Source organism: Bifidobacterium pluvialisilvae (assembly GCF_019331695.1).
In the GTDB taxonomy this organism is placed as follows: Bacteria; Actinomycetota; Actinomycetes; order Actinomycetales; family Bifidobacteriaceae; genus Galliscardovia; species Galliscardovia pluvialisilvae.
The window spans coordinates 1-25,677 of sequence record NZ_JAHBBI010000013.1 but is presented as its reverse complement, the minus strand read 5'-3'; the positions used below and the strand labels follow the sequence as shown (position 1 = coordinate 25,677).

Annotated in this window: 15 protein-coding genes and 1 tRNA gene; 9 read left to right on the top strand and 7 right to left on the bottom strand. The window is 63.3% G+C overall.

What is annotated here, in order from left to right:
- Positions 1-278 precede the first annotated feature (278 nt).
- Together KIH77_RS09480 and KIH77_RS09475 are read left to right on the top strand one after the other, a co-directional pair.
- A complete protein-coding gene (locus KIH77_RS09480; RefSeq protein WP_219101296.1) occupies positions 279-860 on the top strand; it encodes a xanthine phosphoribosyltransferase in 582 nt (193 codons plus the stop codon).
- A 144-nt stretch (positions 861-1,004) separates the two neighbouring features.
- The gene (locus KIH77_RS09475) at positions 1,005-2,423 is read left to right on the top strand and encodes a nucleobase:cation symporter-2 family protein (RefSeq protein ID WP_219101294.1); all 1,419 of its coding nucleotides are present in this window, start codon (positions 1,005-1,007) and stop codon (positions 2,421-2,423) included.
- Between the two features lie 88 nt (positions 2,424-2,511).
- Here the strand turns inward: KIH77_RS09475 and KIH77_RS09470 are convergent, their stop codons facing one another.
- Positions 2,512-4,368 (bottom strand): acyltransferase family protein, encoded by a 1,857-nt coding sequence (locus KIH77_RS09470; RefSeq protein WP_219101291.1) that lies wholly within the window; start codon positions 4,366-4,368, stop codon positions 2,512-2,514.
- 161 nt (positions 4,369-4,529) lie between these two features.
- On the opposite strand from KIH77_RS09470, the gene KIH77_RS09465 reads away from it, so the two are divergent.
- On the top strand, positions 4,530-6,011 hold the full coding sequence (locus KIH77_RS09465; RefSeq protein ID WP_219101290.1) for an ATP-binding protein: 1,482 nt from the start codon (positions 4,530-4,532) through the stop codon (positions 6,009-6,011).
- A 139-nt stretch (positions 6,012-6,150) separates the two neighbouring features.
- Here the strand turns inward: KIH77_RS09465 and pta are convergent, their stop codons facing one another.
- Both pta and KIH77_RS09455 read right to left on the bottom strand, forming a co-directional pair.
- Positions 6,151-7,821: a phosphate acetyltransferase gene (gene pta / locus KIH77_RS09460; protein WP_219101288.1), complete on the bottom strand. Its 1,671-nt coding sequence runs from the start codon at positions 7,819-7,821 to the stop codon at positions 6,151-6,153.
- Between the two features lie 248 nt (positions 7,822-8,069).
- Positions 8,070-10,547 (bottom strand): phosphoketolase, encoded by a 2,478-nt coding sequence (locus KIH77_RS09455; protein ID WP_219101286.1) that lies wholly within the window; start codon positions 10,545-10,547, stop codon positions 8,070-8,072.
- 529 nt (positions 10,548-11,076) lie between these two features.
- Here KIH77_RS09455 and guaA point away from each other — a divergent pair.
- Complete coding sequence (gene guaA / locus KIH77_RS09450; RefSeq protein WP_219101284.1) at positions 11,077-12,639, top strand: glutamine-hydrolyzing GMP synthase; 1,563 nt, start codon at positions 11,077-11,079, stop codon at positions 12,637-12,639.
- Positions 12,640-12,963: 324 nt separating this feature from the next.
- Positions 12,964-14,208 carry an acetate/propionate family kinase gene (locus KIH77_RS09445; protein WP_219101282.1) on the top strand — a complete coding sequence of 415 codons (1,245 nt, stop codon included), beginning with the start codon at positions 12,964-12,966 and terminating at the stop codon, positions 14,206-14,208.
- A gap of 127 nt (positions 14,209-14,335) precedes the next feature.
- On the opposite strand, the gene aroA is transcribed toward KIH77_RS09445, so the two are convergent.
- Complete coding sequence (aroA, locus tag KIH77_RS09440; RefSeq protein ID WP_219101280.1) at positions 14,336-15,661, bottom strand: 3-phosphoshikimate 1-carboxyvinyltransferase; 1,326 nt, start codon at positions 15,659-15,661, stop codon at positions 14,336-14,338.
- A gap of 126 nt (positions 15,662-15,787) precedes the next feature.
- Entirely contained in the window at positions 15,788-17,065 is a 1,278-nt protein-coding gene (locus tag KIH77_RS09435; RefSeq protein WP_219101278.1) for a hypothetical protein, read from the bottom strand.
- Positions 17,066-17,226: 161 nt separating this feature from the next.
- Here KIH77_RS09435 and glgX point away from each other — a divergent pair, with 161 nt between their 5' ends.
- Positions 17,227-19,365, top strand: a complete 2,139-nt coding sequence (glgX, locus tag KIH77_RS09430) for a glycogen debranching protein GlgX (protein WP_219101276.1) — start codon at positions 17,227-17,229, stop codon at positions 19,363-19,365.
- 120 nt (positions 19,366-19,485) lie between these two features.
- Here the strand turns inward: glgX and KIH77_RS09425 are convergent, their stop codons facing one another.
- Positions 19,486-20,928, bottom strand: coding sequence for an aspartate ammonia-lyase (locus tag KIH77_RS09425; RefSeq protein ID WP_219101274.1), 1,443 nt, complete (start codon positions 20,926-20,928; stop codon positions 19,486-19,488).
- 260 nt (positions 20,929-21,188) lie between these two features.
- On the opposite strand from KIH77_RS09425, the gene KIH77_RS09420 reads away from it, so the two are divergent.
- Positions 21,189-22,148 (top strand): LysR family transcriptional regulator, encoded by a 960-nt coding sequence (locus tag KIH77_RS09420; protein ID WP_219101273.1) that lies wholly within the window; start codon positions 21,189-21,191, stop codon positions 22,146-22,148.
- A gap of 42 nt (positions 22,149-22,190) precedes the next feature.
- On the opposite strand, the gene KIH77_RS09415 is transcribed toward KIH77_RS09420, so the two are convergent.
- Positions 22,191-23,351, bottom strand: a complete 1,161-nt coding sequence (locus tag KIH77_RS09415) for an ABC transporter permease (RefSeq protein WP_219101271.1) — start codon at positions 23,349-23,351, stop codon at positions 22,191-22,193.
- Positions 23,352-23,819: 468 nt separating this feature from the next.
- Here KIH77_RS09415 and KIH77_RS09410 point away from each other — a divergent pair.
- A tRNA-Pro gene (locus tag KIH77_RS09410) sits at positions 23,820-23,893 on the top strand.
- A 171-nt stretch (positions 23,894-24,064) separates the two neighbouring features.
- Entirely contained in the window at positions 24,065-24,712 is a 648-nt protein-coding gene (locus tag KIH77_RS09405; protein ID WP_219101268.1) for a hypothetical protein, read from the top strand.
- Positions 24,713-25,677 lie beyond the last annotated feature (965 nt).

Genomic DNA, 25,677 nt, shown 5'->3' with positions numbered 1-25,677 from the left:
GAGGAACACCCAGATGTCACTTGTTTTCACGAACCGCTCCCAACGTTTTCTCTTGTGGTGGCGTGCCGGTCTTGCGGCACGGAGACCTTACTATAGCGGGCTTGGGTCTTCTCCCCCGATGTGTCTCACATGGTAAAGTCCAAACCCGGGTTTGTACCGTAGTCCATTTATGTGAACTCTTTTTGCATGACGCCGGGGCGTGGGGTGCGGTCATCTCCGCCGCGTATGCTACGTACCACCCTTGTTTTCCTGTTCGATGATTGTTTTGCGAGGTGATTATGAAGGAGCTTGAGGATCGTATTCGCGAGGAGGGCACCGTCAGGCCGGGCAATGTGCTCAAGGTGGATGCCTTTCTGAATCATCAGTGCGATGTGGCGCTGTATGATGCGATGGGTGCGGCATGGGCGGAGCATTTCGCCGGCCGGACCATCACCAAGATTCTTACCATCGAGGCGTCGGGCATCGGCATCGCATGCGTGGCGGCGCGTCATTTCGGCAATGTTCCGGTGATTTTCGCGAAGAAGGCGCAGTCGATCAATCTTGATGGCGACCAGTATGTGTCCACGGTGTATTCGTTCACGAAGCAGCGTGAGTTTCCGGTCATCGTGTCGCGCAAGTATCTTGGCCCGGACGATCATGTGCTGCTGATCGATGATTTTCTTGCCAATGGCAAGGCGCTGCATGGGCTTATCGATATCTGCGGTCATGCCGGAGCGACGGTCGAGGGCATCGGCATCGCGATTGAGAAGGGTTTCCAGGGTGGTGGCGATGAATTGCGTTCCCTTGGGTATGACGTGGATTCGTTGGCCATCGTCGAGTCGATGAATCCCGAGGACGGTTCCATCGAGTTCCGTCGATGATGCGTCATGTGACGTCGATGTGTCATTGATTTCGTCGTCCGTCACTGTTGTGTGTCACGATGTGTTCCGGCGGTCGTTCGACCGTCGGTTTCTTTTTTGCGGGCCCGCTGCCGCGCGCCTGTTGTTGTATGAGAGGAAACGACATTGAGTACGAAAGAGAAGAGCAAGCCCGGGATTTCGGTGGAGGCGTTGACGTCGCTTGATGCGCCGGTCTCGTTCTGGAGGGGTATTCCGTTCGGCCTGCAGCATGTGATGGCGATGTTCGTGGCGAATCTCGCCCCGATCTTCATCGTCGCGAATGCGGCGAAGATGACGCCGGAGCAGTCGGCGGCGGTGATCCAGGCCGGTCTGCTGGTGGCCGGTCTTGGCACGTGCCTGCAGCTGTATGGCGCGTGGCTGATCGGCTCGCGTCTGCCGATGGTCACGGGCATCTCGTTCACGTATGTGGCGGCGGCGACCGCCATCTGCGCGGACAAGGGCTATGGCGCCGTGGTGGGTGCGGTGCTGGTCGGCGGCCTGCTGGAGCTGGCGCTGGGTCTGACCGCGAAGTACTGGCGGCGGTTCGTGCCGCCGATCGTGTCGGCGATCGTGGTGACGTCCATCGGATTCTCGCTGCTGACGGTTGGTGCGACGAGCTTCGGCGGCGGCGATGCGACGTCCGCCGACTTCGGCTCGTGGCGCAACCTCACGCTCGGCCTCATCTCCCTGGTGGCGTGTCTGGCGTTCCAGCTGCTGATGAAGGGCACGGCGAAGCAGCTTTCCGTGCTGTTCGGTCTGGTGGTCGGCTATGTGGTGGCGATCTGCATGGGCATGGTCGATTTCTCCGGCTTCCAGCATCTTTCCGTGGTGTCCCTCCCCCAGTTCATGCCGTTCAGGCCCGAATTCGACTGGGGTTCGATCATCTCCATCGGCCTGTTGTACGTCGTCTCCTCCGTCGAGGTGCTGGGCGATACGGCGGCATTGGCCAAGGTGGGTCTCAACCGTCAGCCCACCGAGCGCGAGACCGCGGGCGCCATCGCCGGCGACGGCCTGATCTCCTCGGTGTCCGGCCTGTTCGGCTGCCTGCCGCTGACGAGCTTCGCGCAGAACATCGGCCTGGTGGCCATGACGAAGGTCGTCAACCGCAAGGTGATCCTCTCCGGCGGCGTGATTCTCATCCTCGCAAGCTTCGTACCGGCGATCGCCGAGGTGTTCAACTCCCTGCCGCAGGCGGTGCTCGGCGGATGCACCATCATGATGTTCGGCAACATCATTCTTTCCGGCTTCCAGATGATCTCGGAGGCCGGCTACTCGCAGCGCAACATCACCATCGCCGCGTTGAGCCTGACGGTCGGCATCGGATTCACGCAGGTGAACCACATCTTCGTGCATTTCCCCGCCCTGTTCCAGCAGATCTTCGCGTCGAACTGCATCGCGGTCGCGTTCGTCGTGGCCATCGTGCTCAATCTTGTGCTGCCCGGCGAGGAACGCTTCCTCGCGGCGGCCGCGCAATCCACAAACACGGATGACGACACGGACAAAGAGGACGCTTCGGACGACGTGAGGAACGCCGACCGATCGTAATCCTGCCGAATGGCAATAAACGCAAATAATCATTAAGGCCGGTCTCCTTACGGAGCCGGCCTTGTTCATGCGTTGCGTCTGAACGGGATCAGTATCCTTGGGCGATCCAGTCCCTGATGGCCTGCTGGATGGCCTGCGGATAGATGTCGCCGCCGGCGCCTTCCTTCGGATGCACGCCGTCGCTGTACAGCAGGTCGAGATGCCGGGAGATGGCCGCATCCCAGTCCACGTACACGGTGTTCTCCGGATGCGCCTGCGCCCATGCGCGTATGACGTCGTTGGATTGGGGGATCCAGCTGTCCGGTCCGTGGCCGTTGACCAGCACCATGACGGTGGCCGGACCGACCTGCGCACGAATCTGGTCGAGTTCGTCGGCGGTGACGATGGAGTTCGTCACCAGCCCGAGGACGAGCCAGGGACGCATACGACCCTCGGCCTGGAACTGGCTGATCATCGGTCCGGCCTCCGTGATGGCGCGGTTGGTCTTGGCATCGACGAGAATGCCCGGGAACCGGTTCTCGATCTCGGGGGTGGACATGTCCATCACCGAGTCTCCGATGGCGACCATCTGGTCTCCCGTGGGGAACGTGTGTGCCGCCCTCTTGGGTTTCGGCACCGGGCGTCGGGCGATCTCGCCGTTCATGCGGGCATGCTGCGCGCTCATGCGTTCCATACGTTCAAGCGCGATCTGCGTGCTGGTCTTCGCCGGGGCGTTCCGCCATGCGAAGGCGCCGCCGGCGAGCGCCATGACGACGACGGTCAGGGAGGCGATGCATCGGATGATGCCGCGGGTGGTGAACGGTGCCTGTGGGAGGAATCCGGAGAGCCCGTTTCGTGCGATGGGTTGTTCGATGATGAGATGGGATATGGCGGTTGTGAGTGCGGTGATGGTCAGGGCGGCCGCGGCCACGAGGAGGGGCCGGTTCATGCCCCATGCGCGCATCTGCACGCCGGCCAACAGCCATAGGGGCCAGTGCCATAGGTAGATGCCGTAGGAGTATCGGCCGATGGAGGCGATGGGGTGCATGGCGAACAGTCCCTGCATCCATGAGTCGCCGGTGATGGTGCCGGCTATGAGCAATACGGCAAGGACCGATGCCGTGGCGATGCCCCCTTGGAAGGCGAACGCGTCCTGTTTGAGCCGGACGGCAAGGATGATGAGGGCGAGCATGGCGATGAATCCGGTGTATGCGGCGATGTGTCGCCAGCCGCGTATGAGCGTCGAGACGATGGTATTGTGCGAGCGTCCGGTATCGGTGTGGTTGCGGTAGGCGCAGATGCTCCATGCGAGCGCCATGCCGAGGAGGAATCCTCCGGCGTGGGTGTCGGTGCCTTCGTAGACGCGGGTGACGTCATCGGGGTTGTAGAGGTGTCCCATCCAGATGAAGCTTGCGGCGGACAGCGCCGTGAGCGCGAGGACGGCGATGGCGGGGTGCCGGGTCTTCCAGAGCAGTCGGGTGAGGATGGGGGCGGCTATGTAGAGTTGGGCGAGCAGGGCGATGAACCACAGGTGTTTGAGCATCTGCGGGTTCATGGTGTCGAAGTAGCTGGCGCCGGAGGTTATGGTGGTCCAGTTGTAGATGAAGGTGAGTGCGGCCGTGGCCTGTTTGCGTATGCCGACGAGGAGGTCGGTCTGGATGAATGCCGCGGCGGCCGTGACTGCGGGGACCATGACGACGAGGGCCGGGTAGAGTCGGCGCAGCCTGTGGGTGCAGTAGTCAACCCAGCCGATGCGGCCGTCGGCGTATAGCCGTTTGAGCATGCTGAGCGTGATGAGGAATCCGCTGACGGTGAGGAACACGTCCACGCCCACGAATCCCCCGGACAGCATCAGGGAGTTGTAGTGGTAGACGACGATTGCCAGAAGGGCGAGGCCCTTGATGCCGTCTATTCCAGGGAAACGCCAACGCGTGGCAGCCTGCTTTCGGGGGGTGTCTTGAGTCACCCGCCCACTTTTAGTACGAATCTCAGACAACTTCCAGCGCACGCCCATAATCCGGATGACGGCGTCCGACGTGACCATGCATGAATTTTCGATGAACGGGGGAAGAAGACGTGGCCCATGTCGCCGTCCGTGACGCATGATGGTGACAAGGAGGCCATGCCATGGTTGACGCCTACACCGCCAAGATGACCGAGCTGATAGAGCTGATGCGTCTGATCGGCAATGATACGCAGCAGTGCGAGGTCAAGGAATGCAAACGCAAGATCTCCTCCAGGATCACCGATACGCTTTCCGCGTTCTCCAACGGTTCGGGCGGCTGGATAATCCTCGGCCTTTCGGAACGTAACGGATTCACTCCCGTGGAGGGGTTCAACGCCCGCTCCATGCAGGAGTCGTTGAGCCAGGCGTGTGAGAAGATGACGCCGGTGGTGCGTCCGACGATTGTGACGTGCCCGTTCGAGGGCAGCAATCTGGTGTTCGCGCGGGTGGATGAGATGCTGCCCCGCGACAAGCCGTGCTTCATCTCGGCGATCGGCGCGCATGGCGGATCGTTCATCCGCACCGGGGACGGGGACCGGCGCATGACCTCGTACGAGGTGGACCGGCTCATCGAGGAGCATCTGCAGCCGACCTATGACCTGGACATCGTTCCCGGCGCGACGCGCGACGACCTGGACCCCGCCCTGGTCGGGGGGCTCATCGCGCGGGTGCGCGAGCAACACCCGCATGTCTTCGGCGGCCGCGGCGACATCGACACGTTGCTTGACCTGCAGGCGCTGCGGCATGACGACTCCGACCGCCGTCATGTGGGCGGGGTTCTGCGTCCGACGTTGGCGGGCCTGCTGGCGTTGGGACGCTACCCGCAGAAGTTCTTTCCCCGGCTGGGGGTGTCGATCGCCGTTTTCCCCGGCACGAGCCGCGACGACGTGTTCCGGGGCGACGAGCGTCTCATCGCATCGCAGACCGTCGTGGGCTCGATTCCCATGATGATCGACGACACCGTCGAATCGCTGATGAAATGGATCGGGGCGCGCAAACCCGACTATCCTCCGGCGGTTCTGCGCGAGGCCATCGCGAACGCGCTGACGCATCGTGACTACTCCCCCGACGCGCGCGGCACCCAGGTGCATGTGAGCGTGTTCACCGACCGCATCGAAATCAGCAATCCGGGAGGCCTGTATGGCACGGTGACGCATGACGTGCTTGCCAATCCGCATCCGGTGGCGGGCACGGCGTTCTCGTCGACGCGCAACCAGTTCCTGTTCACGCTGCTGGAGTCCACGCCGTATCCGGGAGGCGGGTTCGTGAACCCCGAGGGCGGCGACGGCTACCAGCGCATTGCGGCGAGCCTGAGGGAGGCCGGCATCGAGCCGGCGACCACGTGCAATGACATCAACACCTTCACCATGACGATCACGCGGCATCGCACCGTGAAGCACAGCTCCCCCACCGACGTGTCGAAGGAGATCATGACGCTGCTGGAACGGCATTCGGCGATGAGCGTCAAGGAGATCGTGCGGGAGCTTCGTCTGACGCCGTTGGCCGCAACGTCCGGCCTGCGCGAGCTGGTCAGGGAGGGGCGCGTGGCCCGCGTGCGGTTCCAGGACGATCCGACGCAACGGTACCGTCTCAAGACCAGCTGACGCGCCTTCCGGTCCACGCCTGTGCCGGCCGGGCCGGACGGGCGGACGGGAACCGGATATGAGAAACGGGGACATGACGCGATGGTCATGTCCCCGTATGGTGCAGTCAGCCGGAATCAGCGGCGGGACCGGGACGTCGTCACTGGGCGGTGACGGCGGTCAGGGCCACGGTGTTGATGATGTCCTCGACGTTGGCGCCGCGGGACAGGTCGTTCACCGGCTTGTTGAGGCCCTGCAGCACCGGGCCGATGGCGAGGGCGCCGGAGGAGCGCTGGACCGCCTTGTAGCCGATGTTGCCGGCGCACAGGTCCGGGAACACGAACACGTTGACGTGACCGGCGACGTCGTTGCCCTTGGCCTTGGTGGCCGCAACGACCGGGGACCAGGCGGCGTCGAACTGGATGGAACCGACCACGGGCAGATCCGGGGCCTGCTGCTTGACGATGCTGGTGGCCTCCTCGACCAGATCCACATCCGGGCCCTTGCCGGAGCCGAGGGTGGAGTAGGAGAGCATGCCGACCTTCGGGTCGATGCCGAACGCCTTGGCGGTCTCGGCGGACTGGATGGCGATCTCGGCGAGCTGCTCGGCGTTCGGGTTGAGGTTGATGGCGCAGTCGGCGAACACGGCCACGTGGTCCTTGAAGCACATGAGGAACGCGCCGGAGACGAGCTTCTGGCCGGGCTTGGTCTTGATGACCTGCAGGGCCGGGCGCACGGTGTTGGCAGTGGAGTTGATGGAGCCGGAGACGAGGCCGTCCGCCTTGCCGAGCACCACGAGCATGGTGCCGAAGTAGCTGGCGTCGGTCAGCTGCTTGCGGGCCTGCTCCGGGGTCATGCCCTTCTTGGCGCGAAGCTCGCACAGCTTCTCGGTCATCGGGGCGAGGACCTCTTCGTCGTTCATGGACTGGTAGGAGGCCTTGTCGAGGTTGTTCAGGCCAAGCTCCTTGCCACGGGCGAGGATCTGGTCCTTCTCGCCGACGATGATGAGGTTGACGATGTCGCGCTCAAGCAGATAGTCGGCGGCCTTGATGATGCGGTCCTCTTCGCCCTCGGGCAGGACGATGGTCTTCTTGGCGGCCTTGGCCTTGTTCAGCAGATCGGACTGGAAGGCGTACGGCGTGGTGGGCTGGGCGAAGTCCTGGTTCAGGGCGGCCAGGATCTGGGCGGCCGGGGCGTGGGACTCGAAGTCGGCGAGGGCGGCCTTGGCCTCGTCCTCGGTGCCGCAGTCGTGGGCCGGGACGGTCCAGACGGGTGCGGAGAAGTCGGCGAGGGCGTCCTTGACGTCGGCGGCCTTGTCGTCGGCGCAGCCGGTGACGAACACGCCGGCGACGGTCTGGGCGGCGGCTTCGATGCTCTTGGCGCAGGCTGCGACGGTGGCCTTGACCTGCTTGGCGTCACGGTTCAGACCGCAGACGGCGAGGAACACGGGAGCCTTGAGGTCGGCGGCCACGGAGGCGTTGAAGTCGAAGGCCGCGGGGTCGAACACATCGCTCTTGTCGGTGCCGACGATGACCACGGCTTCCGGATCGGCGGCCGCGACGGCGGCGGAGTAGGCGCGGACGATGTCGCCGCGGGCGCCTTCCTTGTCCTCGCGGGCGGCACACGGGCACACACCCACGGACTGCTCACGGGTCTGTCCGGCGGTGGCTGCGCCGAGCAGCACGTCGGTGAAGGTCTCCTTCTTGCATGCGGCAGGACGGAACACGGCGGTCTTGTACTGGCCGGCGAGGGCGGAGACGACTCCGTAGGCGACGACGTTGCGGCCGTTCGCGGCCTCGGGGCTGGCGATGTACACACTGGTAAGACTCACGGTCAAACTCCTTTTGCAATTGTTCAACCCGCTGTCGGGTTGAGGTGCGGGCAACACTGCTTTGCAACCGCAACCATTGTAAGTATAAACGTTGACCGGTAACTATGCATCGTCCCAAATTGCACGGGTTTGCACGAAATCCGCCCTACATCGCATGCCGAAGACGGCCGAAGACGCGGAATGGGCCCCTCCGGGAATTCCCGGAGGGGCCCATTCGCTATAGGACCGTTGCTATCGGAGCTTCAGCGTCACTCGTTGTCACCGGCGGTGGCGGCGGTGGCGGAGATGGCACCCGGCAGGTTGGTCTTGACGCCCGGCCACACCCAGTCGGTGTAGTCCGGGTGGTCGTAGCCGTTGTCGACGGCGAACTGGAAGGCCTCGAGGCGGAAGTCCTCGAGCTTCTTGATCTCGTCGGCGTACTTGTCGGCGTCGACCATGCGCAGGGCCTCGGCGGTCAGCTCGTAGCGGTCGATGTTGTTCACGCGGACCATGTCGAACGGCGTGGTGGTGGAGCCCTGCTCCTCGTAGCCGTGGACGTTGAAGTTGTCGTGGTTCGGGCGATCGTAGATCAGGCCACGCACGTCGTGGGCGTAGGAGTGGTAGGCGAACAGCACCGGCTTGTCGGCGGTGAACAGATCGGCGAACTCGTCGTCGGTCAGGGCCTCGTCGTTCTCCTTGGCGGACTGCAGCTTGAGCAGATCCACGACGTTGACGACCTTGTACTTCACACCGAGCTTGTTCAGCTTGTCGGCGGCGGCCATGGTCTCCTGGGTCGGGACGTCGCCGGCGGCGGCGAGCACGACCTGGACCTCGTCGTTGGAGGAGGCGTTGGAAGCCCACTTCCACTCGGCGGCACCCTTCTCGAGCTCGGCGCGGGCCTCGTCGAGGGTCAGCCAGGTGGCGGCCGGCTGCTTGCCGGCGATGATCGCGTTGATCATGTTGGTGGACTTGTAGACCTTCTCGCCAATGGCCAGCAGCATGTTGGCGTCGGCGGCGAAGTAGATGCCGATCACGTGGTCGTTGTTGTAGCACTTGTTCAGCAGCAGGGAGGTCACGCCCGGATCCTGGTGGGAGAAGCCGTTGTGGTCCTGACGCCACACGTGGGAGGTGACGAGCAGGTTCATGGAGGCGATCGGCTTGCGCCACGGAATCTCGCGGACGGTGGCCTCAAGCCACTTGGCGTGCTGGTTCAGCATGGAGTCGATCACGTGCACGAAGGACTCGTAGGAGCTCCAGATGCCGTGACGGCCGGTGAGCAGGTAGCCCTCGAGGAAGCCTTCCATCTGGTGCTCGGAAAGCTGCTCGACGACCTGGCCGGTGACGTTCATGTGCTCGTCGACGAGGTCGGACAGGTAGCCGGCGTCCCACTGCTTGTTGGTGACCTCGTAGGAGGCCTGCAGACGGTTGGAGGCGGTCTCGTCAGGTCCGAAGATGCGGAACGAATCCGGGTTGTTCTTGATGACGTCGCGGGTGTAGACGCCGAGACGACGGGTGGCCTCGAGCTGACCCCAGCCGTGGCCGAACTCCTTGACTTCCTTGACCTCGTAGTCCTCGAGCTTCGGGAGCTTGAGGTCCTCGCGGATGCGGCCGCCGTTGGCGTTCGGGTTCTCGCCGATGCGCAGCTCGCCCTGCGGCATGAACTTGGTGACCTCGGGACGGATGGCGCCCTTGTCGTCGAACAGCTCCTCCGGCTTGTAGGACTGCAGCCACTTCTTGAGCACGTTGAAGTGCTCCTCGGTGTCGCGGGCGGAGGCCAGCGGCACCTGGTGGGCGCGCCAGGAGCCCTCGGTCTTCTTGCCGTCGATGAACTTCGGGCAGGTCCAGCCCTTCGGCGTGCGGAAGATGATCATCGGGTAGAACGGACGGTGCTTGTCGTCGGTCTGGGCCGCGGCCTTGATGTCGCAGATCTCGTCGAAGACGTTCTCGAACAGCTCGGCGAAGCGGCGGTGGATGGACAGGTGGTCCTCATCGTCGAAGCCGGCGACGAACTCGTAGGGTTCGTAGCCCATGCCATGGAAGAACTCGTGGAGCTCCTCGTCGGAGATGCGGGAAAGGATGGTCGGGTTGGCGATCTTGTAGCCGTTGAGGTGCAGGATCGGCAGCACGATGCCGTCGGTGCGCGGGTTCACGAGCTTGTTGGACTGCCAGCCGGTGGCCAGCGGGCCGGTCTCGGCCTCGCCGTCGCCGACGATGGCCGGCACGAACAGGCTCGGGTTGTCCATCACGGCGCCGTAGGCGTGGGACAGGGCGTAGCCCAGCTCGCCACCCTCGTGGATGGAGCCCGGGGTCTCCGGGGCGTAGTGGGACGGGATGCCGCCCGGGTAAGAGAACTGGCGGAAGAACTTCTGGAGGCCAGCCTCGTCCTTGGTGATGTTCGGGAAGTACTCGGTGTAGGTGCCGTCGACGTAGGACTGCGAGGTGCCCGCGGGGCCGCCGTGGCCAGGTCCCATGATGATCACGGTGTTCTGCTGGTGGTCGGCGATGAGACGGTTGATGTGGCCGATGAGGAAGTTCAGGCCCGGGGTGGTGCCCCAGTGACCGACCAGGCGGTGCTTCACGTCCTCACGGGTGAAGGGCTCCTTCATCAGCGGGTTGCTGCGGAGGTAGATCTGACCGATGGAAAGGTAGTTGGTCACGCGCCAGTACTTGTCGACGGCCTCGAGGGTTTCGTCGGAGACCGGAGCGTTCAGCTTCTTCCAGGGGGTGCCAATAACAGGACTCGTCATGTGTACTCCTGTACTTCTGCACATAATGTGCGATCGGTTATTTTCTCGGGAACCGCCAGCCCTTGCGCCCATTGAGTTGGAACGTGCAATGACCGGTTTTCCCAATCGCTTTTCATCGTAGGTGAACTCGCGGACTTTCATCATCCGGACGCGAAAGCTTTTGTACGAAATTGTTCGAAAAGTTTTCAAAGTGGAGAGGTATTTGTGAACTTCGGCGCCGGCGCCGACCGGCTCGGCGGATTGATAAACCAAGGGTTTCCGTTGCCTAAGTTTGCCTTGTTTTTTTAAAAAACTACCACGCGTCATGTAGCGGGCGTTGTTAAATCCCAAGGGCGTGTCGCCGGCGCCCGACGACGCCGACGCGCCGTCGCGGCCGAGCACGCCCCGCACGAGCGCAACGCTCCGTTCACCCGCGCGTACGCGAACGTTCAACGGACGGGAAGTTGTAACCGTTTTGTTATGTCGCAATCACGGGACATAATCGACACATCCGCAATCCCCCAGACAACCGTTTACATAGGAGGCATTCATGGCCAAAGGACCGGTCCTGGTCGTCGACTTCGGAGCCCAGTACGCGCAGCTCATCGCACGCCGCGTGCGCGAGGCCCACCTCTATTCCGAACTCGTGCCGCACTCCATGCCCGTGGACGACATCCTCGCCAAGGATCCCCAGGCGATCATCCTCTCCGGCGGCCCCGCCTCGGTGTTCGAGCCCGGCGCCCCCGGCATCGACAGGAAGATCTTCGACGCCGGCGTGCCCGTTCTCGGCATCTGCTACGGCTTCCAGGTCATGGCCCACGAGCTCGGCGGCGACGTCGACAAGGCCGCCCTCGGCGAATACGGCAAGACGCCCGCCGCCATCACCGACGCCGAAGGCATCCTCGAAGGCTCGCCCGCGGAGCAGACCACATGGATGAGCCACGGCGTCGCCGTCAACACCGCCCCCGAGGGATTCAAGGTGCTCGCCCACACCGAGGGCGCGCCCGTCGCCGCCATGGCCGACGAATCCCGCAGGCTCTACGGCGTGCAGTGGCACCCCGAGGTGAAGCACACCCCGCTCGGGCAGGACCTCATCGAGAACTTCCTCCACAAGTGCGCCGGGCTCGAGGACAACTGGTCCTCCGCCGGCATCATCGAGGACCAGGTCGCCAAGATCCGCGAGAAGGTCGGCGACGCCGAGGTCATCTGCGGCCTGTCCGGCGGCGTCGACTCCGCAGTCGCCGCGGCCCTCGTGCACAAAGCCATCGGCGACCAGCTCACCTGCGTGTTCGTCGACCACGGCCTGCTCAGGAAGGGCGAGGTCGAACAGGTCAAGCACGACTTCGTCAAAGCCACCGGCATCCGCCTCATCACCGTCGACGCCGCCGACGACTTCCTCGACGCGCTCAAGGGCGTCTCCGAGCCCGAACGCAAGCGCAAGATCATCGGCGAGAAGTTCATCCGCACCTTCGAGAAGGCCCAGCTGCAGGTCCTCGAGGAGGCCGGCGCCCGCGGCAAGGAGGTCAAGTTCCTCGTGCAGGGCACCCTCTACCCCGACGTCGTCGAGTCCGGCGGCGGCGACGGCGCGGCCAACATCAAGAGCCACCACAACGTCGGCGGCCTGCCCAAGGACATCAAGTTCCAGCTCATCGAACCGCTGCGCACCCTGTTCAAGGACGAGGTGCGCGCCATCGGCACCGAGCTCGGGCTTCCCGACGAAATCGTCTGGCGCCAGCCGTTCCCCGGCCCGGGCCTCGGCATCCGCATCGTCGGAGAGATCACCCGCGAACGCCTCGAGGTGCTGCGCGAGGCCGACGCCATCGCCCGCGAGGAGCTCACCAAGGCCGGCCTCGACCGCGACATCTGGCAGTGCCCCGTGGTGCTCCTGGCCGACGTCCACTCCGTCGGCGTCCAGGGCGACGAGCGCACCTACGGCTCCCCCATCGTCCTGCGCCCCGTCAGCTCCGAAGACGCCATGACCGCCGACTGGTCGCGCGTCCCCTACGACGTGCTTGCCGCGATCTCCACACGCATCACCAACGAATGCCGGCAGATCAACCGCGTCGTACTGGATTGCACCTCGAAGCCCCCGGCCACCATCGAATGGGAGTGAGTGGTGATGACGGAGCGCCTTCCGCGTTGCGGCGGATTCGACGTACCTTTGTACGCCTTCACCCGCCGCGCCTTGAAGTCGCACGCGTCATCATCACTCACTACGTGGGGAAGCTTTCGTGCCCTGCGTCTTGCTACCGCACTCATTGTGCGGTCACTCATGATGTGACGTTCCTCACACAACCGTTCCGTCCCCTTGTGGACGGAACGGTTTTTTATGGAACACATGGGCGGATACGTAGCGCAATGTAGCCACCAACGAGTAATCTCAATCAAGGAAGTGGAGCATGAAGCTCACCAGACACAACAATGGAGGAAGCCCACAATGGCGAAAACCGTCCTTGTCATCAATTCCGGTTCCAGCTCGATCAAGTACCAGCTGGTTGACCTCGAAACCGGCGAAGGCATCGCGTCCGGCCTGGTCGAGAAGATCGGCGAGCCGATCGACGGCAATTACAAGCACGAGTACAACGGTGAGAAGCACAAGCTCACCGAGCCCATCCACGACCACGAACAGGGTCTGAAGCGCGTCCTCGGCTTCTTCAAGGAGTACGGCCCCGACCTGTCCGAGTCCGGCATCGTCGCCGTCGGCCACCGCGTCGTGCAGGGCGGCTCCATCTTCCCGCGCCCGGCCCTCGTCAACGACAAGACCATCGGCAAGGTCAAGGACCTCGCCGTGCTCGCCCCGCTGCACAACGGCCCCGAGGCCACCGGCGCCGAAGTCATGCGCTCCCTGCTGCCCGACGTGCCGCAGGTCTTCGTGTTTGACTCCTCCTTCTTCTTCCAGCTGCCGAAGGAGGCCAGCACCTACGCCCTGAACAAGGACATCGCCGACCGCTACCACATCCGCCGCTACGGCGCCCACGGCACCTCCCACGAGTTCGTCGGTTCCGTGGTGCCCGGCCTCATCGGCAAGCCCGCCGAAGGCCTCAAGCAGATCGTGCTGCACATCGGCAACGGCGCCTCCGCCTCCGCCCAGATCTCCGGCAAGCCCGTCGACACCTCCATGGGCCTCACCCCGCTCGAGGGTCTGGTCATGGGCGGCCGCACCGGCGACATCGACCCGGCCGTCGTGTTCCACCTGATCCGCAACGCCCACATGAACGTGGACGAGCTGGACACGCTCTTCAACAAGAAGTCCGGCCTGACCGGCATGACCGGCTACGGCGACATGCGTGAGGTCATGCGTCTGGCAGACGAGGGCAACGCGGACGCCAAGCTCGCGCTCGACGTCTACGTGCACCGTATCGTCGCCTACATCGGCAACTACACCGCCCAGATGGGCGGCGTCGACGTCATCACCTTCACCGCCGGCGTCGGCGAGAACGCCTCCCCCATCCGCAAGATGGTCATCGACCGCCTCGCCCCGTTCGGCGTCAAGCTCGACGAGGAGAAGAACAACGTGCACACCTCCGAGCCGCGCATCATCTCCACCCCGGACAGCTCCGTCATCGTGGCCGTCTACCCGACGAACGAGGAGCTTGCCATCGCCCGCAAGTCCGCCGCCATCGCCGCCGAAGGCAAGGACTCCTACGGCAACGTGTTCGAGCCCGCCGACTACAGCGAGTGATCCATCCGGTTGTGAACGCCGATACCACGACGTTCACAACCATCACATGATGTATCGATGAGGCCTCTTTGGATTCGGTAAGGAATCCAAAGAGGCCTCATCATATCTAGGCGATTATCATCGAATATCAGCCAAGCATCGACGTCCACAGCCCGACGAAATCGGGGATGGTCTTGCGTGTGGTCTCCACATCCACCACGTCGATGCCATCGATGCGCAATCCCAGCATCGCGGCGAACGTGGCCATGCGATGGTCGGCGTACGTCTCCATCACCGCGCCATGCAGCGCATCCGGGGCGACCGGACGGATCGCTATGCCGTCGGGCAGCTCCTCGGCGTCTCCCCCGACGCGGCGAATCTCGGTGACCAACGCCTCCAGACGGTTCGTCTCATGGCCACGGAGATGCCCTATGCCGACAAGCGAGGTCGGGGCGTCGGCAAACACCAGCAGCGCGGCCAATGAGGGGGCGATCTCCCCGGCCGCGGACAGGTCGAAGTCGCCGAGTCCGTGAATCGTCCCGTCGGACGTCACCGCAAGCGTGCGCGGCCCGTCGGCGGGCTCCGTCACGGTGACGGTGGCGCCCATGCGTTCCAAGTATTCGGGAAGCAGCCCTCCCGGCTGGGTCGTGCTCCGGGGCCAGTTCGGCACACGGACCGTTCCCCCGGCGATCAGCGCCGCACCAAGGAACGGGGCCGCATTGGACAGGTCGGGCTCGACGACCACCCGCTCGGGCAGCTGCACCGAACCGTGCCGCACCGTCCACGTATGCGCGTCCATGCGCACGTCCACCCCGGCGGCGCCCAGATCCGCCATGGTCATGCGGATGTGCGGCAGGCTCGGCAGATGCTCCCCGGTGTGCGTCAGCGTCAATCCCTGTTCGAGCTTCGGGGCGGCGAGCAGCAGGCCGGAGATGAACTGGCTCGACGACGACGAATCGATGGCCACACTGCCGCCGAGGGCCTTCCGGGGAGGGGTGAGCGTGAACGGCAGACGTCCCTTCTCCCCTTCGTAGTCGATTCGCGCGCCGAGCTGCTCCAGTCCGTCGAGGATCGGCCCCATGGGACGATGGTATGCCTGCTCGTCGCCGTCGAACCGGACGGGTCCGTCCGCGTACAGCGCGAGGGCGGGGACGAAGCGCATCACCGTTCCGGCCAGCCCGCAGAACACGGAGGAGCGTCCGGTGAACACCCCGCTCTTGGGCGGCGTGACCACCACGGTGGTCCCGTCGTCGGGATCGGGGGTGCAGGAGACGCCCAGCGCCTCCAACGCACCCATCATGAGCTCGGTGTCGCGGGAGCGCAGCAGCCCGACGAGTGTGACGGGCCTCGTGCCCATGGCCGCGAGAATCAGGTAGCGGTTGGACAGCGACTTGCTGCCGGGCACGGTGACGGTGGCATTCAGCGGTTCGGCGGCGAACGGTGCACGCCATGGCGATGGTTTCGTTTCGGTCATGCCTGCCATGGTATCGCCTTCCGTGACGTTCGTCCCGGTTTTGTTCGGGAACGCCGTCGCCTGCGGATATGGAACGGCCCCGAAGCGGGAAGGGCTTCGGGGCCGCCATCCGGGGAGGACGGTGGGTCACAGGGCGTTTTCGAAACCGTCCTGGAGCGCGTCGCGCAACGCCTTGTACTGGTCATCCGCCATGGCCTTGTCCTGCTCCTCCTTGAGCGCATCGGAGAAGTTCGTGACGACGTCCGAACTGCTGCGGGAGGAATAGAACTGTTCGGACAGCTTGTCGTACTTGTCGTAAGCAGGCGTGCCGTACTTGATCTTGGTGGGGTCGCCCAAGGCGCCGAGCTGCTTGACGATCTCGCCGGTCTTGGTCATCTGGTCCTTCATATCGGTGGCGTACTTGGCGACCGCCTTGTCGGGCGCCTTGCTCAGCGTGTCGAGCTTGGCGGTGCAGTCGTTGATGTACTTGGTGTAGTTCGTGGCGAAGGAGGCGGAGTATGTGCCGTCCTTCGGCGCATTGTCGCACACCTGCGTGGTATCGGACAGCGTCTTGCCCGATTCGGCGAGATTGTTGGCGTAGGTGACGTAGGCGTCCGCCGTCTTCACGTAGGCGTCGTACTTCTCCTTGACCTTGCTGTCCTTCATGGACTTGTCGTTCTTGATGGAGTCCACCTCGGCCCGGTATGCCGAGGCCTTCTCCTTGACCTTGGCCACGTCATCGTCGTCGAAGGTGCTGCCGCCCTTGTAGGTGGCGGAATACACTTCGGTGAGCTTCGACTGCACGTCGCCCTGCTTCGTCTGGAATTGGGATATCTCCGTCAGCGTGTTGTTGTAGTCCTGCGCCTTCGGCTTGCCTCCCTGGATGACGAAGAACGCGACCAATGCGATGATGACGACGAGGACGATGACGCCGCCGCCGATGCCCAGACCGATGAACAGCTTCCTGTTGCCGGCCTTGCCCTTGGGCTTGCCGTCTTCAGGGGCCGCCGGCTGCTGGCCGTAGGCGCCGTACGGGGGACGGCCAGCCGGCGGACGTCCGTTGGCGTTCGGCGGAAGGGGGCCGTTGGTGGGATACCCCTGCGGGGCGGTGCCGCGCATCGCCGGAGGCTGGTTCGGGTTCCCGTACTGCGGCGGAACGCCCGGACGTCCCATGGGGTTGTATGGCGGCGCCTGCAGGTTGGGGCCGCCGACGGGCGTTCCGGCCGGGCCGGACGCACGATATCCCGGAGCGGGGAACTGCCGTGTCGGCTGCGTCGGCTGCTGGGAGGCGCCTCCGGCCGGCACCGCACCATACGAGGGCATGGGGCGTTCGGTTCCATGCGCTTCCGCGGGGCTCTCCGGCACGGAGCCGGCATCGCCGTCCGTCCACTCTCCGTTCGCGCTGACCTTGTCTTCATCCGCCATGGGAAAAACTCCTTCGTCTCTGTGAGGGTAAGGCCAGTCTATACCGCGAGGGGGCCTTCGCCGTGGAATCCAGCGGACAAAACCCTATATCCGTCAGTGATTTACCATGGGTTAACCATGGCGGCGCCGATTATGGGCAGGGACGATGCGATACTGGAGGTATGCAGATCAGACCAGGCTCAATGTACCCGTTGGGGGCTCGCTATGACGGCGCAGGGGTCAACTTCGCCCTGTTCTCGGAAGCGGCCGAAAAGGTGGAGCTCTGTCTCTTCGATGCGGACGACAACGAAACCCGCATCGAAATGACCGAGCAGAACTCATACGTGTGGCACAACTACATACCGGGGCTCCAGCCCGGGCAGCGGTACGGCTATCGCGTCTACGGTCCGTTCGACCCGCCGAACGGCCACCGCTGCAATCCGTCCAAGCTGCTGCTCGACCCGTACGCCCAGGCCATCCAGGGCCACACGGACGGCGATGAGAGCCTCTACTCCTACAAGTTCAGCGACCCGGACAACGAATACGATCTCAATACGATGGATTCGGCGGCCCACACCATGAAGTCGGTCGTCGTCAACCCGTTCTTCGACTGGGGCAACGACAAGCATCCTCGCATCCCCTACCATGACTCGGTGATCTACGAGGCCCATGTGCGCGGCATGACGAACCTGCGCAAGGACGTGCCCGCCGAAATCCGCGGCACCTACGCCGGCCTCGCTTACCCCACCGTGGTCAGTTATCTCAAGGAGCTCGGCGTCACGGCGCTGGAGCTCATGCCGATCCACCAGTTCGTCAACGACTCCTTCCTCACCGAGAAGGGCCTGAGCAACTACTGGGGCTACAACACCATCGGATTCTTCGCCCCGCACAACGCCTACTCCAGCTCAGGCGAATACGGCGAGCAGGTCAACGAGTTCAAGTCGATGGTCAAGGCGTACCACGAGGCCGGCATCGAGGTCATCCTCGACGTGGTGTACAACCACACCGCCGAAGGCAACCACCGTGGCCCGACCCTGAGCTTCCGCGGCATCGACAACCGCAACTACTACCGTCTCGTCGGCGGCGACTTCGCCCACTACTTCGACACCACCGGAACCGGCAACTCGCTGCTCATGCGCTCGCCGCACGCGCTGCAGCTCATCACCGATTCGCTGCGCTACTGGGTCACCGAGATGCATGTGGACGGCTTCCGATTCGATCTGGCCGCCACGCTCGCCCGCCAGTTCCAGGAGGTCGACAAGCTCTCCGCCTTCTTCGACATCGTCGAACAGGATCCGGTGCTCTCCCACATCAAGCTCATCGCCGAACCGTGGGACCTCGGCTCCGGCGGCTACCAGGTGGGCGGCTTCCCCTCCAGCTGGTCCGAATGGAACGGCCGCTACCGCGACTGCGTGCGCGACTTCTGGCGCTCGCAGCCCTCCACGCTGCCCGAGTTCGCCAGCCGCCTCATGGGCAGCTCCGACCTGTATCAGGCCAACGGCCGCCGCCCCGTCGCCTCCGTGAACTTCATCACCGCGCACGACGGCTTCACGCTCAACGACCTCGTCACCTACAACGACAAGCACAACGAGGCGAACGGCGAGGACAACCGCGACGGCGAATCGCACAACCGTTCGTGGAACTGCGGCGTCGAAGGCCCCACCGACATCCAGGACGTCAACTGCCTGCGCCAGCGTCAGCGCCGGAACTTCATCGCCTCGCTCATGGTCAGCCAGGGCATTCCGATGATCTGCGGCGGCGACGAGGTGGGACGTACCCAGAAGGGCAACAACAACGCCTACTGCCAGGACAACGAGATCTCATGGACCGACTGGGAGCTCGACCAGGACCGCCGCGACCTGCTCGAGTTCACCAAGAAGCTCATCCACCTGCGTCTCAACCATCCGGTGCTGCACCGCCGCCGCTTCTTCACGGGACGCGCCGCCGGCGACACGTCGGACCGCATCCCGCAGGCGGAGTGGTTCGACCACACCGGCGAGATCATGGACCGCGAGGATTGGAGCAACACGCACGCGCTGTCGGTGATGGTGTTCCTCAACGGCAAGGACATCCCGGAGACCGACTGGTACGGCTCCCCCATGACCGACAACAGCTTCCTGCTCATCTTCAACGCGCACTATGAGCCCATCGTGTTCAAGCTGCCGGATGAGAAGTACGGCTCCACGTGGACCCTCGTGGTCGATACGTTCAGCCCCAAGGGCCCGGAGCTCACCTATGAGGCCGGGTTCGTCATCACCGCGCAGCCGCGCAGCTTCCTGCTGCTCATGAGCGCGAAACGCTCCCGCCGCGTCATGGAGTGACGTCCGGAACCTGCGGGCATACGAGAAAGCGGCCGGTCCGATATGACATCATGCATATCGGACCGGCCGCTTCGCATGTCCAGCGAATCCAAGAGGACGGCCGGGAGGCGGCCCCTTACGTCACCGTCCCAGACGGGTGAGCTTCAACGGGTCGAGCACGTCGTCGAGGATCTCCTTGCGCACCACGCCCTCGTCCATGGCCACGTCGTGCACGCTGCGGCCTTCGGCCAGCGCCTTCTTTGCGAGGCGCACGGCCTCCTCGTAGCCGACGTAGCCGTTGAGCGACGTGGCCAGCGAGGCGCTGTTGGTGGCGCGGGCGAGCCCGACCTGCTCGTTGACGGTGATGCCTTCGACGCAGTTGGTGCGCAGGGTGTCCATGGCGTGGGCGAGGATGCGCATGCCGTCGAGCAGGGAGTGGGCGATGACGGGTTCGAAGGCGTTGAGCTGGAGCTGGCCGGCTTCGGCGGCGCAGCTGACGGTGGTGTCCATGCCCATGACGGTGAAGACGCTCTGGTTCACGCATTCGGGGATGACGGGGTTGATCTTGCCGGGCATGATGGAGGATCCGGCCTGCCGTGCGGGGATGTGGATCTCCACGAGGCCGGCCTGGGGTCCGCTGGTGAGCAGTCGGATGTCGTTGGCGATCTTGCCGAGGTGCACGGCGAGTCGTTTGATGTTCGATGAGGTGTCGACGAAGTCGGCCATGTCGCTGGTGGCGGCGATGGGGTCTTCGGCGGCGCTGACGGAGACGCCGGAGACGCTGCGCAGCTCCTTGGTCACAAGGCCGCGGAATCGGGCGTCGGCGCAGATGCCGGTGCCGATGGCGGTGCCGCCGAGGTTGACGACGGCGAGTCTGGCGATTTCGTCGTTGAGTTTGCGCGAGTCGTTGGCGAGCACGGTGTGGAAGGCGCCGAATTCCTGGCCGAAGGTCATGGGGACGGCGTCCTGGAGCTGGGTGCGGCCGAGTTTGACGATGTCCTCGGTGCGGTGGGAGAGGGCGAGGAACGACATGGCGAGGGCGTCGCAGCTGCGGATGAGGGTGCGCAGCGCGAAGATCAGGGAGAGGCGTACGGCGGCCGGGTAGGTGTCGTTCGTGGACTGGGATTTGTTCACGGTGTCGTTGGGGTGTATGAAGGCGTAGTCGCCTTTCTTGTGGCCGCCGATTTCGAGGGCCCTGTTGGCGACGACCTCGTTCATGTTCATGTTGGTGCTGGTGCCTGCGCCGCCCTGGAGCACGTCGACGGGGAACTGGTCGTTGAATCCGCCGTTGTAGATGTCGCGGCAGGCGGCGTCGATGAGGCGGCCCTGCGTGGTGGTGATGCCGCCGAGTTTCACGTTGGCGCGGGCGCATGCCTGCTTGACGAGCGCGTATGCCTGGATGAGTTCGGGGTGGCGGCTTACGGGGACGCCGGAGACGGGGAAGTTCTCGATGGCACGCTGCGTGTGGATGCCCCAGTACGCGTTCAGCGGGACCTGCAGCTCGCCGATGCAGTCGTGCTCGGTTCGCGTGGCTTCGGTCTTGGATGCGGTGGCGTGTACTGACGTCAGAATCGCAGCGGTCATGATGATGCTCCCTAATGGTCCGGTCGTGTCAGACCCGTTTGGCCTGTGTAGTCTGATGTTGTGTCGTTGCCGTCGTTGTGGCTGCAACAGTTCATGACCATACGCATCGCGTTGCTATCGTACAAGAGCACTACTTCCTTGAATTAACATAGGAAAAACCTATGTCGTTTATCATGGCGCCCATGAAAACGTTGAAAACACAGCACAATAAGGAAAACGACGCATCGCACGTTCCCGTCTTCAACGGCCGGAACGGTAACATGACCGTTACACAACTGCAGGCGTTCTACTATGCGGCGACGTTGGAATCGTTCACCGCGGCGGCCGATTATCTCGGCATGACCCAGCCGACGGTTTCGGAACTCGTCCGCAAGATCGAATCGACGTATGGCCTGCCGTTGTTCGTTCGCGGCGGACGACGTCTCGTGCTTACGACCGCCGGCAGGACGCTGCTGCCCTGGGCCAAACGTCTGTTGGACGGCATGTTGGGCGCCGAGACGGCCATGAACTCGCTGCTGACCGGCGATGGCGGCACGGTGTCGTTCGGCATCCTGAGGAATGCCGGATATTACGGGCTTTCCGGATTGGCCGCGGTGTTCTGCAAGGCCCACCCGAACGTCCATCTGCGGCTTGTCGGCCAGAATTCGTTCGAGGTGGCCGACGCCGTGCGCGATGGCGAGCTCGAAGGAGGCCTGCTGTGCCTGCCCGTCCCCTCGGACGGATTGGAGATTGTGCCGCTCATGCGCCAGCAGATCGTGTGGGCGAGCGCCAAACCGGAACGGTGCGCACGACCGATGCGCGTGGAGGACATTCCCAAGGAGCCGCTGATCCTCTACGACGCCCATCATGGCTGGCATGACCCCTCGCGGCGGCAGCTGGCGCAGCAGGCGCAGATGAAGGGTGTGACGTTGGAGCCGATCATCGAGATCGAGACCGTGGGTGCGGCCGTCGACCTCGTGGCCCATGGGCTCGGCGACACGATTCTGCCTCGGGCCGTGACCATGGACGCGGACTTCCCCTCATCGGTGCATACCACGTCGTTCGAGCATCCCATCTACGACACGTTCGCCCTGGTGACGCGCAAGGGATGGGAGCTCTCCCCCATGGCGAGCTACATCGCCGACCTTGCGGTGGCCATGCTGTTGTCGACCGCCGTGACGAAGGACGAGATCCTTTACGACGGCCCCGTCGTTCCGTTGTCGGCGCAGCAAAACGGATGACGTCGGGCCGACGCCCGATGGAACGACGCACACGGTCGGCGGTCAGTTCCTCGGCGATATGCGCGAGTCGTGCGGCACCGTGCTCACCGGACGCGCGGCGGTGAGCTGCGCGGTCACGCGGTCGGCCTCGATTGCGGCTATCTGGCGTGAGAACACGATGAACCAGCCCATGAACAGGATGCAGGCCAGCGCCTCCACGTTCGTCAGCGTGGTGCCGCCCTGCAGCCATTGCACGCCCGCCGCCGCAATCGCCACGATGATGAGGTCCGACACCACGTACATGGCTTTCGACAGCTGCGGGGCCAGCCATGGCAGGAACACCATCAGCAGGCTCATCGGCAGGCTTAGTCCTCGGGCGAACACGTTATGCATAATCGGATGCGGCGTGTAGCGGAATAGTCCCACGCCGGCGAAGCAGATGCCGGCGAGCGTCAGCAGTATCGTCAGGCATACGATGCGCGCGGGGAAATGCGGGATGTCGGACACTGTGAGGGTCGCATCTCCCCCATCGTCGGCGGAACCGACGCCTGTCCTCCACTTCATGCGCATCCGCTGTGTGGTGATGAGTTCCGAGACGGCGAAGTAGCTGAGGATGACCACGCAGACCCCGGCCAGTATCAGTGTGGAGTTGAACATGCGTGCGGCGAATGTGGTGCGGTCCCCCAGTTGGGAGAAGTTGTTCCGCCACCAGTTCGGGTCGTCGGAGGTGAATCCGGCCGTGGAGACGCCGGACACCACGAACAGCGGCAGCAGCGAAGCGATGGTCTTCGCGTTGAGCGAGTCCGCCTGTACGAACACCAGATAGCCCGTGACCGCGGCGAACAATGCGACGACGGCGGGGACATACGGAGTGAACGATCCGACGCCCATCGCCCCGTTGATGACGCCGAGGAGCGCGTATACGCTGAGGAAGATCGTGGAACCGTATACGACGGACAGTGATAATGTCTCGAACGCGCGGCGAACGGGGACGAGCCATCCGCGTCTGAGGTTCCATGAATGGGACCGTCGGGAATAGCCGACGACGAAGGAGACGACGCCGCATGCGGCCACCATGCCGGCGCATACCGCGAACAGTCGGCCGGACACCAGCCAGATCGCCGGGGCGTTGTTGCGGTAGAGGTCCATGGCCACGCCGGCGCACACCGCGCAGATGAGCGATGCGACGAGACCGAACGTCTCCGCCTGCTGATGCCTTCCCATGATCGCGACTCCTCCACCCAGATTTTCCACGTCCGTCGCACGTGGATTGCACGGCGCCCCTGCGCCCATGATTGCATTCCCACTGTAGGCGAATGCCGCGAGGTGGCAAAACGGCCCGTGGATATGTTGCGTTCATACGAACATATGGTTTATACTACTGATTTGTGTTCACGCGGACCTGATGCCGCACGGAGCATGACGGGCCATAGCGCAGTTTGGTAGCGCGCCTGCTTTGGGAGCAGAATGACACCAAACCGAGCCGACTATGACCGCCGCTGAGGCCTACTCCCGCTTAGGGTTTCGGGTCTCGGGAAAAACTGAAGAATGAAGTCCAGTAACACTCAGTAACAATGACCGCAGACCTCCGACTTCTCGGCCGTCTTCTGAGCCAAGGATTTCGGCGTTCGGAAGCACATCGTGTCCCTCACGGTGCGTATAATTGAAAAGTTATGCCTTAAGGCATGAAAACGGGCTGTGGCGCAGTTTGGTAGCGCGCTTGCTTTGGGAGCAAGACGTCGCAGGTTCAAATCCTGTCAGCCCGACAGATAAGCCCTACTCCCGCTTGGGATGTAGGGCTTCTTCTTTTTCAGATGACGGCTCCAGTAACAAAAATCCAGTGTTACTGGGATTGCCCGTTCCAGTAACATTTTTTGTTACTGGCGATTATTGCCTGTCATCCCTGTGATTCCAAGGGTTTCGGGTACGATGGGGACATGTCCACCACGATTGACGTATATCCGACGACGGATTACATGCCCTTGGTCGAAGAGACGCGCAGTCGCACCCAAGAGCTGTATCAGCAGCTGCTCGACCGGTACGGGATCCGCAGCACCGTGGAGGTGAAAACGTTCTACTCCCGCAGACCCGGCGAAGAGCTACGGTCTGTGGATCCGGCTACGCGATGGGAGGTCGAGATGGATCTCGTCTTCGCGTATCTGATTAACGGCGAATGGAGGGCGAGCTCATGGCCGTCGCTGTGGGAGCGCTCGCGAATCGACCAGCCGTGGGTCGATGACTACGTGCGGTCAGGCGGGAAGGAAGGCTATCCGCCGTCGATGCTGGGCGAATGCTGGCCTATCAAGGCCGACGAGTTTGAAGTGCCATTGTCCGATGAGGTTATGAAGCTCCTGAACGCGCAACCTCATTTCTGGCACGACATACGGAATGCCGCCGGCCCGGCCGTCTCCTCGACCGGCTACGGATTCGTCGCAGCGGCCCTGGCCGAGGAGACAAACGGTCGGCTGGCGTCCTTCGATTGCGCTTTTATCAGCGACGGGCACAACGGCGAGACGGCCGAACAGTTCCTCTCATGGTGGGGCGACGAACAGATGGCCTTCTACGGGAAGGAACCTTTCCAGTGACGCGCAAGGATTGCCGGTAGGCAGATACCCGCCCCGTACACTCAGCACTCAGTTCAGCTGCAGTTCCTCTGACTTCGTTGACAAGCAGACGGGACAGCGGTCGTCGGTCAGCCATAGCACGGCGGCTCACCCATCCGTCGCACCCACACATTCGCCATACCGCTCGTCCGGGTCTCTCCCCACATCACGTCACGCTGCCCCAGTACAGACACACCAATAGCCATCGCTCAGATGTTCGCACTCGCTGTCGACCCAAATGATGTTGCGCTTCGTTGTCTTGTCCTGCAGCAGGCTTTCCAGCACCTTCTTCGGATAATGTTGCAGGAATGCGCCAATGAAGTCCTTGGGGCAGACCTAGCACTTCCGATGTTTTCGAGAGCGTCCGTGGCATCCTCCTCTCGTAGCCGCGTAGCGGGTATGTCAGTCAGAATCATTGGCATGCTGGACGATCCTGCCTTTCGGTTGGCCACGGCTCACCCCTTCGTGCTCGCGCAGTTGAAATCGCAAGTTTTCTCAGTTATACCCAGAAACCGCAATATCAAGCGGAAACGACCCACGAACCGGTATCATGAAAAATAAACGATTGGACACGAGAACAGACAGAACAACTCATGACCCTAATCTCGCATTCACCCTATGACCCCAAATGGATAGCCCTGCAGAGAGAAGCTAGTATGTCCGGCCGCATGTTCTCTCTTGGTCTAAGCGCGCTTCGCAACGCGGACTTTGAACATCAGGAATTGTATTATACTGGCTTCTTTAATATCACAATAGCGCTTGAGCGTATCTACAAACTCATTCTGGAGTCACATGAATACAGTACTCATGGCAGTTTTCTGGGCTAAGGGTCAAAACGTGGGTCTTATTCGCGCGTGTTGTTGGCGTGTTGGTAGGTTAGTGTGAGCGTCCGGCCCAGCCGGTTCTGATGCCGAACCCGCTTTCGTAGGCGTCGACGCCGGTGGCGG